Origin of the sequence: Rhodococcus sp. PAE-6 (assembly GCF_025290685.1) — a bacterium.
Taxonomy (GTDB): domain Bacteria; phylum Actinomycetota; class Actinomycetes; order Mycobacteriales; family Mycobacteriaceae; genus Rhodococcus; species Rhodococcus pyridinivorans.
On record NZ_JAOCLZ010000003.1, the window covers coordinates 94781 to 106736 of the forward strand.

The 11956-nt window shown below is 68.6% G+C and carries 11 protein-coding genes and 1 tRNA gene; 5 read left to right on the forward strand and 7 right to left on the reverse strand.

The features are described from left to right. Window positions 1–21 precede the first annotated feature (21 nt). The 3 genes from NVV99_RS08305 (at window position 22) to NVV99_RS08315 (ending at window position 3797) form a co-directional block, all read left to right on the forward strand. The gene (locus NVV99_RS08305; RefSeq protein WP_024102336.1) at window positions 22–2346 is read left to right on the forward strand and encodes a glycoside hydrolase family 2 protein; all 2325 of its coding nucleotides are present in this window, start codon (window positions 22–24) and stop codon (window positions 2344–2346) included. A 164-nt stretch (window positions 2347–2510) separates the two neighbouring features. Continuing rightward, window positions 2511–2675 (forward strand): hypothetical protein, encoded by a 165-nt coding sequence (locus tag NVV99_RS08310; RefSeq protein WP_019288222.1) that lies wholly within the window; start codon window positions 2511–2513, stop codon window positions 2673–2675. Window positions 2676–2762: 87 nt separating this feature from the next. Next, a complete protein-coding gene (locus tag NVV99_RS08315; protein WP_024102335.1) occupies window positions 2763–3797 on the forward strand; it encodes an NADP-dependent oxidoreductase in 1035 nt (344 codons plus the stop codon). 34 nt (window positions 3798–3831) lie between these two features. On the opposite strand, the gene NVV99_RS08320 is transcribed toward NVV99_RS08315, so the two are convergent. From NVV99_RS08320 to pcaB, 5 genes are all read right to left on the reverse strand, one after another. Beyond that, on the reverse strand, window positions 3832–4266 hold the full coding sequence (locus NVV99_RS08320) for a hypothetical protein (protein WP_174556246.1): 435 nt from the start codon (window positions 4264–4266) through the stop codon (window positions 3832–3834). A gap of 66 nt (window positions 4267–4332) precedes the next feature. Beyond that, window positions 4333–5544 (reverse strand): acetyl-CoA C-acetyltransferase, encoded by a 1212-nt coding sequence (locus NVV99_RS08325; protein ID WP_024102334.1) that lies wholly within the window; start codon window positions 5542–5544, stop codon window positions 4333–4335. Window positions 5545–5566: 22 nt separating this feature from the next. Further along, the gene (locus NVV99_RS08330) at window positions 5567–6388 is read right to left on the reverse strand and encodes an IclR family transcriptional regulator (protein WP_006553186.1); all 822 of its coding nucleotides are present in this window, start codon (window positions 6386–6388) and stop codon (window positions 5567–5569) included. After that, entirely contained in the window at window positions 6385–7557 is a 1173-nt protein-coding gene (gene pcaD, locus NVV99_RS08335) for a 3-oxoadipate enol-lactonase (protein WP_006553187.1), read from the reverse strand. The genes NVV99_RS08330 and pcaD overlap by 4 nt, the downstream gene beginning before the upstream one ends. Continuing rightward, window positions 7554–8903: a 3-carboxy-cis,cis-muconate cycloisomerase gene (gene pcaB / locus NVV99_RS08340; RefSeq protein ID WP_006553188.1), complete on the reverse strand. Its 1350-nt coding sequence runs from the start codon at window positions 8901–8903 to the stop codon at window positions 7554–7556. The genes pcaD and pcaB overlap by 4 nt, the downstream gene beginning before the upstream one ends. Window positions 8904–9057: 154 nt before the next feature. Between pcaB and NVV99_RS08345 the strand changes: the two genes are divergently transcribed. Next, entirely contained in the window at window positions 9058–9804 is a 747-nt protein-coding gene (locus tag NVV99_RS08345; protein WP_006553189.1) for a CoA transferase subunit A, read from the forward strand. After that, window positions 9801–10448, forward strand: coding sequence for a CoA transferase subunit B (locus NVV99_RS08350; protein ID WP_024102333.1), 648 nt, complete (start codon window positions 9801–9803; stop codon window positions 10446–10448). Before NVV99_RS08345 ends, NVV99_RS08350 begins: the two co-directional genes overlap by 4 nt. A gap of 55 nt (window positions 10449–10503) precedes the next feature. Here the strand turns inward: NVV99_RS08350 and NVV99_RS08355 are convergent, their stop codons facing one another. Further along, complete coding sequence (locus NVV99_RS08355) at window positions 10504–11634, reverse strand: AI-2E family transporter (protein ID WP_024102332.1); 1131 nt, start codon at window positions 11632–11634, stop codon at window positions 10504–10506. Between the two features lie 130 nt (window positions 11635–11764). Next, a tRNA-Met gene (locus tag NVV99_RS08360) sits at window positions 11765–11841 on the reverse strand. Window positions 11842–11956: the final 115 nt, after the last annotated feature.

The window sequence follows — 11956 nt, forward strand, 5'->3', positions numbered from 1 at the left end:
GAGGGAGTCGCGGCGGCCAGGGTGTCGTCTCCCGACAGCGACGACTGGTGGTTCGTCACCGACGTCGAGGTGTCCGGCGACGGACCGTGGCGTCTGACCTTCGACGGGCTCGCGACACTCGCGGACGTGTGGGTCGACGGCACACTCGTCGCGACGTCGGAATCGATGTTCGTGCCGCTGACCGTCGTCCTCGGCTACCTGCCGTCGACGATGCGGATCGCGGTCCGGTGCGCCTCGCTCGACGCTGCTCTCCGCAAGCGTCGGCCACGCGGACGGTGGCGTTCGTCGCTCGTGTCGGCCCAAGGATTGCGGTGGTTCCGCACCACCATGCTCGGGCGAGCCCCGGTGTACGCGGGGGCTCCGGCGCCGGTCGGTCCGTGGCGTCCCGTGCGTCTCGTCGATTCCGGTGAGCCCGTTGTGCTGGAACGTGGGATACGGACAGCTCTGCGGGGATCCGACGGGATCGTCGACGCCGATCTCGTGCTGGCCGGCACCGCCGTCCCCGAGGTGACTGTGGAGATCGGAGGGGCGACGGCGCACGTCCGACCCGAATACGGGCCGGACGGGACAGCACGCGTGCACATGCAGGTGACGCTCCCCGAGGTGGAACGGTGGTGGCCGCACACCTACGGCGCCCCCCACCTGTACGCCGCACATCTGATTCTGGGTGGGCAACGAATCACGCTGGGGAACATCGGATTCCGGTCGGTCGAGCGCTCACCGGGCGACGGGTTCGGCTTACGGATCAACGACGTCGACGTCTTCTGCCGCGGCCTGGTGTGGACACCGACCGATCCGATCTCGCTGAACGACCCGAGCGCAACCCGGCGCATCCTCGAACGCTGCGTATCGGCGGGCGTGGACACGATCCGCATCCCCGGCACGATGGTCTACGAGGACGACGAGTTCTACTCGGCGTGTGCGGAACTGGGCATCATGGTGTGGCAGGACGTCATGCTCGCCACCACCGACCCGCCCGACGACCCGCACTTCCGCTCGCTGCTCGAGGACGAGATCCGTGCGCTGGCGCGCCGATGGGGCGGGAACCCGGCACCCGTGGTGATGTGTGGGGGCAGCGAGACCGAGCAGCAACCTGCCATGCTCGGACTGATGGAGGCATCCATCCCGGCGATCGACGACTGGTTGCCCGCAATCGTCGACCGTGAGCTACCGGGCACGGTGTGGGTGTCGTCGTCACCATCCGCGCCCCCGCGCAGCGACGTACTGCCGATCGCAGTGGGTTCGGGTGTGGCGCACTACTTCGGTGTCGGGGGTTACCGCCGTCCCCTCGGCGACGTGCGTGCCGCCGGCGTGCGCTTCGCCGCCGAATGCCTCGCGTTCTCGATTCCGCCTTCCGACATGGCGATCGAGGCCGAGTTCGGCAGTGTGAATGTCGCGGGTCACCATCCACGATGGAAGGCGGCTGTGCCGCGCGACAACGGGGCGTCGTGGGACTTCGAGGACGTGCGAGACCACTATGTGCGCACGATCTTCGGGGTCGACCCCGCCGAGGTGCGGTGGGTGGACCCCACGCGATATCTCGCGCTCGGACGGGCAGCGATCTGCGAAGCGTTCACCGAGGTACTGCAGTACTGGCGACGATCCGGATCAGGATGTCGCGGTGCCCTGATCCTCTCCGCCCGCGACCTGCAGCGGGGTGCCGGGTGGGGCGTGCTCGACGCCGACGGGAACCCGAAGGCGCCGTGGTGGGTCCTGGCACGGGTGTTCGCCCCCGTCACCGTGCTCCTCACCGACGACGGGCTCGACGGCCTGCGCGTAGACGCGATCAACGACACCGCCGAGATCCTCGACGTCACGCTGCAGTTGCAGGCCCATACGCCCTCCGGTGCGGTACCGGTGGACGTGTCGGTGCCGCTGCGTCTCGAACCGCACGAGACCCGGGTGTTCTCGTGGGCCGCGGTGACGGGCGGTTTCACCGATGTCAATTTTGCGTATCGATTCGGGCCGCGCACTTTCGACACGGCGACCGCCCGACTGGTCGACCACACCGGTGCAGTGTTGGCGGAGTCGGTGTATCTCGTGGGTGGTCCGGCACGTCCCGTCGAGCGCGGGATCGGTCTCGCGGCGACCGCTCGACCCGTCCCGGACGGGTGGAGTGTGGAGGTGCGGACCGAGGGTGCGGCACAGTACGTGCATCTCGACATCACCGGCGGTGACCTGCAGGATTCCTGGTTCCACCTGCCGCCCGGAGGTACTCGCACGATCGCCGTGCGGGCCTGCGTTCCGGCCGCGACGTTGAGCGGCTGGGTGGGGGCATCGAACTCGGCCACGAGTGTGCCGATCCGGGTGCTTCCGACCTCCGAGGGCAACGAGGTCGACGGGTAACCTCCCGGGGCTGCAGGCGGGGCGGTGTGCGGCGCGCCGAAATCGACAGGTGCATATCGGGCATCGACGGGGTATATGTATCTCCCAAGGGGTCGCTCACCCGATTTGCACCTTCTGCACGGTGCCGGTGGCCACCTCTCCCCGCCTTCCGAGAGGAGATCGACATGGCGATCCGCTCCACGTCACAGATGGGTGCTTCGCGCACCGCTTCGTCCACTCGCCGTCCTGTCCGGGTCGAGCAGGACGGACCGTCCTTCACCGAGGTCATCCACTCGCAGCTGTTCTCGAACTACCAGGTGCCTCGCGGCGAGGTGCAGCGCAGCGCCTGATCGGGACCACCTCAGGCGCGGCGTCGTGCCTGCCGGGGTGCCCCCGCGCGGCGTTTAGGACACCAGCGCATGCGGCACACTGTCGGCATGAGTGAAGCCACGACGAGTCAGAGCACCCGCATCGTTCTCGCATCGCGCCCGGAGGGGGCGCCCACCGCCGACAACTTCCGTCTCGAGACGGTGGATCTGCCCGAGGTCGGCGACGGCCAGATCCTCCTGCGCGTCGTCTACCTGTCCCTCGACCCGTACATGCGCGGTCGGATGAGCACAGCGAAGTCGTATGCCGCGCACGTCGAACTCGGGGACGTGATGGTCGCCGGAACGGTGGGCCAGGTCGTCGAATCGCGGTACGACGGCCTCGAGCCGGGCGACTACGTGCTGGCCGGAGCCGGCTGGCAGTCGCACGCCGTCCTCGACGGCTCCACCGTTCGTAAGCTCGATCCGCAGGCCGCACCGATCTCCACCGCTGTGGGAGTCCTCGGAATGCCCGGCTTCACAGCCTATTCCGGGCTCCTGAAGATCGGGCAGCCGAAGAAGGGTGAGACCGTCGTCGTCGCTGCCGCCACCGGGCCCGTGGGATCGGCGGTGGGGCAGATCGCGAAGCTGAAGGGCGCCCGCGCGGTCGGTATCGCCGGCGGCCCGGAGAAGTGCCGCGCACTGATCGACGAGTTCGGTTTCGACGCGGCGATCGACCACCGCGACCCGAACTTCGCCGACAAGCTGGCGGAGGCGGTGCCCGACGGTATCGACGTGTACTTCGAGAACGTCGGCGGCCCCGTCCAGGAAGCGGTGTGGCCGCTGCTCAACACCTATGCGCGAATCCCGGTGTGCGGTCTGGTCGCGCAGTACAACGGTGCTGACCTCAACCGCAAGGACCGTCTTCCGGGACTGTTCAACTCGATCCTCACCAAGAGCCTCACGATCCGCGGCTTCATCCAGAGCGAGTTCGTGAAGGAGATGTACGGCGACTTCCTGCGTGAAGCCTCGGCATGGGTCCGCGACGGAAAGCTCCAGTATCGCGAGGACATCGTCGACGGACTCGAGAACGCCCCGGAGGCGTTCATCGGCATGCTCGAAGGAAAGAACTTCGGGAAGATGCTTGTGCGGGTCGCGCCGGAGTAACGGGCACCAGGTCCGCCCTCCGGCGCCGGCCGCGTCAGCGTCGGGGGGTTCCGGTGGACCACAGGGCCCACAGGACGAGCACGGGCTGGAAGAACAAGCGGATCAGGCGCTTACGGTCGGTGTCGAGACCGAAGGCGCTGCGCTTGCCGAGATACTGGGCGATGTTGCCCGGGAAGACGGCGGCGAAGAACAGTGCGGCCAGGCGGCCGACACGGACGCGGTCGCGGTTCGCCACGGCGAGTCCGGCGCCGAGCATGATCTCGACACCGCCGGACGCCATGACCACGCCGTCCTTGTCCATCGGCACCCAGTCGGGCACCTGGGCCTGGAAGTCCTTGCGGGCCCAGAAGAGATGGCTCAGTCCGGCGAAGACGAGTGAGGCGGCCAGCAGATAACGCGCGAGGGTCCGGGCTCGTGTCGTGGGCGGAGCAGGGGCTTCGGTCGGGGGAGTTATCTGAACTTCGCTCATGATCACGAGCGTACGGACTGTACGGTGCACGCGACGGGGATCGCGTCGCGAGCACCGTAGGTCACGTCAGGCGATGCGTTCGAATACAGCGGCGAGCCCCTGGCCGCCGCCGATGCACATCGTCTCGAGTCCGTAGCGACCCTCACGACGATCGAGTTCGCGCAGCAGGGTGGCGAGGATGCGTCCGCCGGTCGCGCCCACCGGATGTCCGAGGGAGATGCCGGAGCCGTTGGGATTCAGGCGCGAGTCGTCGGCCTCGATGCCCCACGAGCGGGTGACGGCCAGGGCCTGTGCGGCGAACGCCTCGTTGAGTTCGATGACGTCCATGTCGGCGAGCGTCAGTCCGAGGCGGCCGAGCGCCTTCTCGCTGGCGGGCACCGGGCCGATGCCCATGGTGCGCGGCGGCACACCGGCCACCGCCCAGCTTGCGAGGCGGGCCAGCGGACGCAGACCCAGCGCGGCGGCCTTCTCTGTGGTGGTGACGATCGCGAGGGCGGCACCGTCGTTCTGGCCGCTGGCGTTGCCGGCGGTGACGGTGGACTCGGGGTCGATCTTGCCGCGGATCGGGCGCAGCTTGGCGAGGGTCTCCATCGAGGTGTCGGCGCGGGGGTGCTCGTCGGTGTCGACGACGAGCGGATCGCCCTTGCGCTGCGGCACGCTCACGGACACGATCTCCTGCGCGAACACACCGTTCTTCTGCGCGGCGACGGCCCGCTGGTGCGACTGCACGGCCAGGGCGTCCTGGTCCTCACGGCTGATGGAGAACTCGGCGCGCAGGTTCTCGGCGGTCTCGATCATGCCGCCGGGCACGGGGAAGTCGCGTCCGCCGGCGGTGACGCGGGCACGGGCCAGGCGATCGGACAGAGCGACGGCTTCGCCCTTGACGCCCCAGCGCATGCCGGTGGCGTAGAACTCGGCCTGGCTCATCGATTCGGCGCCGCCGGCGAGGATCAGGTCGCTCGCGCCGGTCTGCACCTGCATGACGGCCTGCACGATCGCCTGCAGACCCGAGCCGCAGCGACGGTCGACCTGCAGGCCCGGAACGTCCACCCCGAGGCCGGCGTTGAGGGCGGCGACGCGGCCGAGGGCGGGGGCCTCACCGTTGGGGGAGGCCTGGCCGAGGAAGACGTCGTCGATGTCGGAACCGGTGATACCGGTGCGGGCGACGAGTTCGCGGATGACGGTGGCCGCGAGATCCTCGGGGGCGATGTCCTTCAGGACGCCGCCGAACCTACCTACCGGGGTGCGCAGGGGTTCGCAGATCACTACGTCGGTCATGATGTACCTCGATCGGGGTTGTTCACTGGTGGGTCTGGGTGCGGGCGAGATCGGTGGAGATTGCTCCGGCGGTGGCGAGCAACGCCGGGACGAGCTCGTCGTGCACGGTCTCCATCCGGTAGCGGGCCGCGTGGGTCGACAGGTTCACCGACGCCACAACGGTTCCCGACGCATCGCGGATGGGCGCGGCGAGCGAGCGCAGGCCCTCCTCGAGTTCCTGGTCGACGATGCAGTATCCGTTGCGTCGTACCGTGGCGATCTCGGCGCGCAATTCCTCGGCGGTGGTGACGGTGTTGCCGGTGATGGGAGCGAATTCGGCGCGCGCGAGGTAGGCGTCGAGTTCGTCATCGTTCAAACCGGCGAGCAGTACCCGTCCCATGGAGGTCGCGTAGGCGGGGAAACGGGTGCCGAGGGTGATGGTGACGGTCATGATGCGGCTGACGGGAACTCGTGCGACGTAGACGACGTCGGTGCCGTCGAGCACCGACACCGAGGTCGATTCCTTGACTTTCTCGGCGAGCGCCTCGAGATGGGGTCGCGCGACCTCCGGCAGCGTCAGCGCCGACAGGTAGCTGTAGCCGAGTTCGAGCACCCGTGGGGTGAGCCAGAACTGGGATCCGTCGGTGCGGACGTAACCGAGTTCGATGAGAGTCAACAGGAATCGGCGCGCAGTAGCGCGGGTGAGTCCGGTCGCGCGGGCGACGTCGGAGAGCGACTGCCGCTGGGCGTGCGCACCGAAGGCCTTGATGACCGACAGGCCACGTGCCAGCGACTGCACGTAATCGGGCGACGCCCCGGGGTTCTCGCGAACGACCTCGGGGGCGGTGACGTCGGGAGTGCTCACGAGCCCGCACCTCCCTCGGTGTCGGCGAGTGCCTGCTTGCCGAGCGCGAATGCCCGGTTGCTGTTGGGGACACCCGCGTAGACCGCGGTGTGCAGAAAGACCTCGACGAGGTCGTCGGGATCGATCCCGGCGCGCAGGGCTGCACGGATGTGCATGTCGAGTTCGTGCTCGTTGCCGACCGCGGTGAGGATCGCGAGGGTCAACAGCCGGCGGGTGCGGTGGTCCAGACCCGGACGCGCCCAGATGTCTCCCCACGCGGTGCGGGTGATGAAATCCTGGAAGGGCCGGGTGAATTCGGTGGCCGACTCGATGGACCGGTCGACGTGTGCGTCACCGAGGACGGATCGGCGCACCCGCAGACCCTCCTCGAACGCCGCGGTGCGGTGTGCGGCGGACGGCGTGGCGCGCGACGAGATGTGCTCGCGGATCAGCTTCGTGACCCGTCCTGCCTGCTCCACGTTGGCGAGGTGTGCGCCGGGGGAGAGGACGTGGAAGGTGGAGTCGGCGATTCCGTCGGCCAGTTGCTGCATCGTCGACGGCGGGGTGGCGGGGTCCTGCTCACCGGCGATCACCAGGGTGGGCGCGACGATCCGGGCGAGGTCGGGACGGCCGTCCCAGGTCGCCAGTGCCTCGCAACACGCGGCGTAGCCCTCGTCGGTGGTGCCCTTCACCATCTCGACGTGGCGGGCGACGAGCTCCGGATCGTGTTCGGCCAGTTCGGGAGTGAACCACCGCGAGACGATCGAATCGGCGATCGAGGCCAGGCCGTCGTTGCGGACCGATGCCGCCCGGTCGTACCAGGGCTGGGCGGGCTGGAAGGCCGGCGAGGTGCACAGCAGCGTCAGCGTGCGCACGCGCTCGGGGTGATGCGCCGCGAGCCACTGCCCGACGGCACCGCCGAGCGACAGGCCGACGTAGTGCACGGCGCCGAGTTCGAGCGAGTCGAGCAGGGCGACGACGTCACCGGCGAGTTCCTCGATCGTGTAGGGACCGGACGGCGCGGGCGATGCGCCGTGCCCGCGATGGTCGGCCGCGACGACGTTCCAGTCGGTCGCCAGGGCGTGGATCTGCGGTCCCCACATCGACAGGTCCGAACCCAGCGAACCGAGGAACAGGACGGTCGGCTTCGTGGGGTCGCCGTACTGTTCGTAGTTGAGCGTGACGGTCATCGGGCATCTCCTGTGGTTCGGTTCGTGCTGTCGTGACGGGCGAGAACGCGATCGACGATGTCTGCGGCATGGCCGAGATAGCGCGTGGGATCGAGAAGTTCGCGCACGTCCTGCGGGTCGAGATGTGCGGTGATGGCGGGATCCTCGTCGAGCGACCTACCGGCGACCGCCGCATCGGTGACGATCGAGCGGGCGTCGTCGGTGTGTTCGGCGAGTGCGGCCGTGACCTTCTCGGCGAGGATCGCCCCTCCGGTGAGCGCGAGATTGCGGTCGAGCGCGTCGGTGTGGACGTGCAGACCGTTCAGGCTCGTCGAGAGTTGGTGCGCGGCACCGCCGGTGAGGCGCAGGATGTCGGCGAGGGTCTCCCATTCGGCGTGCCAGGCGCCGGCGGCCCGCTGGAACTCGTGGTCGGTCGACGACAGGATCGTCGAGACGAGACCGGGAACGCGCCGGGCAGCGGCGCGCGCGGTGATCGCCGCGACGGGATTGCGCTTGTGCGGCATGGCCGACGAACCGCCGGGCGCATCCTCGCTCACCTCACCGAACTCGGTGCTCGCCATGAGTACGACGTCGGTGGCGGGTTTCGCGACCGCGCCCGCGGCGACACCGAGTGTGCCCGCGAGGGTCGTGACGGGGGTGCGGGCGGTGTGCCACGGCGCGACGGGACGCGCGAGCCCGAGCAGGTCGGCGACCGCGTCGGCGAACGCGAAACCGTCGGGATGGACGGCGGCGAGCGTGCCGGCGGCTCCGCCGTACTGGGCGGGTAGGGCAGACAACACGCGGTCGAGTGCGCCGGCGGCGTCGTCGAGGGACAGGAGCCAGCCGGCGGCGAGCGCGCCGAAGGTGGTCGGCAGTGCCTGCTGGCCGAGCGTGCGCGCGACCATCGGTGTCTCGCGATGGGTGGCAGCGAGGCGGGCTGCGCCGTCGGCTGCGGAGCGCAGGTTCGCCAGCGCGATCCCTCCTGCGCGGCGGGCGAGCAGCATCAGCGCGGTGTCGAGCACGTCCTGGCTGGTCGCGCCGACGTGCACGGCGCGCGCAGGGGCGTCGGCGCGCTCGCGTAGCAGGGAGACCAGGGGGATGACGGCGTTGCCGCCGGCCGCGGACCGTCGACCGAGGTCGGCGGGATCGAGTTCCTCGGCGAGCGAGGCCGCGGCTGTCGCGACGGCGTCGGCGTGGGTGTTCTTGACACGGCCGAGTGCGGCGGCCGCGCGGGTCAGCGCGACCTCCACGTCGAGCAGGGCACCGATCCACGCGCGATCCGACAGGGCGACGCCGAGTTCGTCCGCGCCGAAGACGGGATCGAACAGCGGACCCCGATATCCGGGGTCGGGGGATGAGGGGGACACGGACCTCCGATCCGAAACGTTCGCTATGTGGACGGATGGACGCTATGCGAACAGGCTAGTGCGGCCGTTCTGCGCTTGCAACGATCCTACGCGGATTTGTTCGCATTGCGGACGGGAGTTCACATGACGTACACCTGAGGGTATCGTGGCACACATGGACAAAGTCGTTGCCTCCGCCGCCGAGGCCGTAGCCGACATCCCCGACGGCGTCACGATCGCTGTCGGAGGGTTCGGTCTGGTCGGCATCCCCGAGATCCTCATCAACGCGTTGCTCGATCAGGGCGCCACCGACCTCGAGACCGTCAGCAACAACTGCGGTACCGACGGCTTCGGGCTCGGCCTGCTGCTCGAGAAGGGCCGCATCCGCCGCACCATCTCGTCGTACGTCGGCTCCAACAAGGAGTTCGCGCGCCAGTACCTCGCCGGTGAACTCGAAGTCGAACTCACTCCGCAGGGCACGCTCGCCGAGCGCCTGCGCGCCGGTGGTGCGGGCATCCCCGCCTTCTTCACCCCGGCAGGCGTCGGCACGGCCGTCGAGGAAGGCGGACTCCCGCTGCGCTACGACGGTCACGGCGGCATCGCCCTCGCGTCGCAGCCGAAGGAGACCCGGGAGTTCGACGGCGAAACCTACGTGCTCGAACGCGGCATCGTCGCCGATTACGCGCTCGTGCACGCCTGGAAGGGCGACCGCCACGGCAACCTCGTCTACCGAGCAAGCGCCCGCAACTTCAACCCGCCGGCCGCCGCCTCGGGTCGCATCACGATCGCGCAGGTCGAGCACCTCGTCGAACCCGGCGAACTCGACCCCAACGAAATCCACACGCCCGGCATCCACGTGCAGCGTGTCGTACACGTCGGCCCCGTCGAGGTCGGCATCGAGAACCGGACGGTGCGCTCATGACACAGGCAACGAAGAAGGGGCTGACCCGCGAGGAGATGGCGGCACGCGTCGCCAAGGAACTCGAGGACGGCCAGTACGTCAACCTCGGAATCGGCATGCCCACCCTCGTGCCGAACTACCTCGAATCCGGCGTCGAGGTCATCCTGCACTCGGAGAACGGTGTGCTCGGCGTCGGCCCGTACCCGACCGAGGACGAACTCGACCCCGAGCTCATCAACGCCGGCAAGGAGACGATCACCGCGATCCCCGGCGCGTCGTACTTCGACTCGGCGCAGTCGTTCGGCATGATCCGCGGCGGCCAGATCGACGTCGCCGTCCTCGGCGCGATGCAGGTCTCCGCCACGGGCGACATCGCCAACTGGATGGTGCCCGGTGCGATGGTCAAGGGCATGGGCGGCGCGATGGACCTCGTCCACGGCGCCAAGCGCGTCATCGTGATGATGGATCACCTCACCAAGAAGGGCGACCCGAAGATCCTCGAGGAGTGCGTCCTGCCGCTCACCGGTCGTGGATGCGTGCAGCGCATCATCACCGACCTCGCGGTCATCGACGTCACCGACGAGGGACTGAAGCTCGTCGAGACGGCACCCGGCGTGACCACCGAGGACGTCGTCGCTGCGACGGCGGCGAAGCTGATCGTCTGATCGGACGACGACGGGGCCGGGCGCGAGAAGATCTCACGCCCGGCCCTCTCGTCTCTCAGTCGTAGTCGTCGTTGTCTGCCGTGAGCTCCGGGGCGTCGGGTTCCGGTTCCTCTCCACCAACCTCCGGGATCAGTTCGTAGCGGTGCCCGAACGACTCGGCCAGCGCCTGCAGGATCGCCACCACCGGCACGGACACCAGAGCCCCCACCGGGCCGAACAGGGTGGCGCCGACGATCACCGAACCGAACGCCACCGCCGGGTGGATCGACACCGTGCGGGCCGTGATGCGCGGGTGCAGCACATAGTTCTCGATCTGCTGATAGACCGTGCCGAAGGCGATCACCCACACGCCGTCGAGCGGTTGCTGCACCGCGGCGATGAGCGCGGGGAGCCCGATCGCGAGATAGGTGCCGAGGGTGGGGATGAACTGCGAGACCACCCCGGTCCAGATCGCGAGGGGCAGCCAGTACGGAACCCCGATGATGAGGAAGAAGATTCCGGTGAAGATCGACGCCGCGGCGGCGAGGATCAACCGGGAGACGACATAGCCGCCGGCCTTCTCCACCGAGGTCTCCCACACGTTCGCGATCAGCTGCTGCTGCCGGGCCGGGAACCAGCTCGCGATCGTCCGGCGCATCTTCGGCCCCTCGGCCGACATGTAGAAGACGAACAGCAGCATCGTCAGGATCTGGAACAGGGCACCGACCAGAGTGCTGAGGACGCCGAGGACACCGGGCGTGAACCGTTGCGCTAGATCGCGAACCGTATCGGGCGTGATCTTGAACAGCTCGTCCCCGGTCTTGAAGTTGGTGTCGAAGGTGCGGTTCGCCCAATCGGTGAGGCGTGTGAGCGCATCCGGAAGTGTGGTGAGCAACTGGGCGATCTGGTCGAACAGGAGCGTGCCGAACACCGCGAAGAACCCGATGGTGAGTGCGATCAGGGAGAACAGCACGAGGCCGGTGCCGGCACCGCGACGCATCCCGAACCGTTCGAGGCGGTCGACGATCGGTTCGATCGTGATGCTGAACAACCACGCCAGGAACAGCAGGCCGAGGAAGCCCTTCAGATTGTGGAAGAGCCAGCCCGACATCTGATAGAAGGCGACGGCCAGCAGAACACCGACGATCGTGGGCCGGAGCCAGCGGGGAGTTCGTGGTCGATCGGCGACGGTTGCGCGCTTGGCCATCACACCCTCCCGCTCTGCAGAGACTCTGCCGCGAAATCTACTCGGTGAGCGCGGCCGGGGGAGCCGTACCGAGGCCGAGGAGCATTCACAAAAGAACCGGCCCGGACTCGTGTGAGTCCGGGCCGGTCGGTGGTAGCGGGGACAGGATTCGAACCTGCGACCTCTGGGTTATGAGCCCAGCGAGCTACCGAGCTGCTCCACCCCGCGTTGCATGTCCAACCATACACGACTTCCGAGGGTGCTCCGACCACCCCTCGTCCGGGCCGCCGAATCGAGGGGGAGGTTGTGTGTGACTTCCGCGGTTCCGACGCACACAACCTCC

What these genes read in the sequence shown, in the direction of transcription:
- NVV99_RS08310 (WP_019288222.1), top strand. Translation starts at nt 2,511, where the DNA reads ATGGCGATCCGCTCCACGTCACAGATGGGTGCTTCGCGCACCGCTTCG.
- NVV99_RS08315 (WP_024102335.1), top strand. Translation starts at nt 2,763, where the DNA reads ATGAGTGAAGCCACGACGAGTCAGAGCACCCGCATCGTTCTCGCATCG.
- NVV99_RS08355 (WP_024102332.1), bottom strand. Translation starts at nt 11,634, where the DNA reads ATGGCCAAGCGCGCAACCGTCGCCGATCGACCACGAACTCCCCGCTGG.
- NVV99_RS08350 (WP_024102333.1), top strand. Translation starts at nt 9,801, where the DNA reads ATGACACAGGCAACGAAGAAGGGGCTGACCCGCGAGGAGATGGCGGCA.
- pcaD (WP_006553187.1), bottom strand. Translation starts at nt 7,557, where the DNA reads ATGACCGTCACGCTCAACTACGAACAGTACGGCGACCCCACGAAGCCG.
- NVV99_RS08345 (WP_006553189.1), top strand. Translation starts at nt 9,058, where the DNA reads ATGGACAAAGTCGTTGCCTCCGCCGCCGAGGCCGTAGCCGACATCCCC.
- NVV99_RS08320 (WP_174556246.1), bottom strand. Translation starts at nt 4,266, where the DNA reads ATGAGCGAAGTTCAGATAACTCCCCCGACCGAAGCCCCTGCTCCGCCC.
- NVV99_RS08325 (WP_024102334.1), bottom strand. Translation starts at nt 5,544, where the DNA reads ATGACCGACGTAGTGATCTGCGAACCCCTGCGCACCCCGGTAGGTAGG.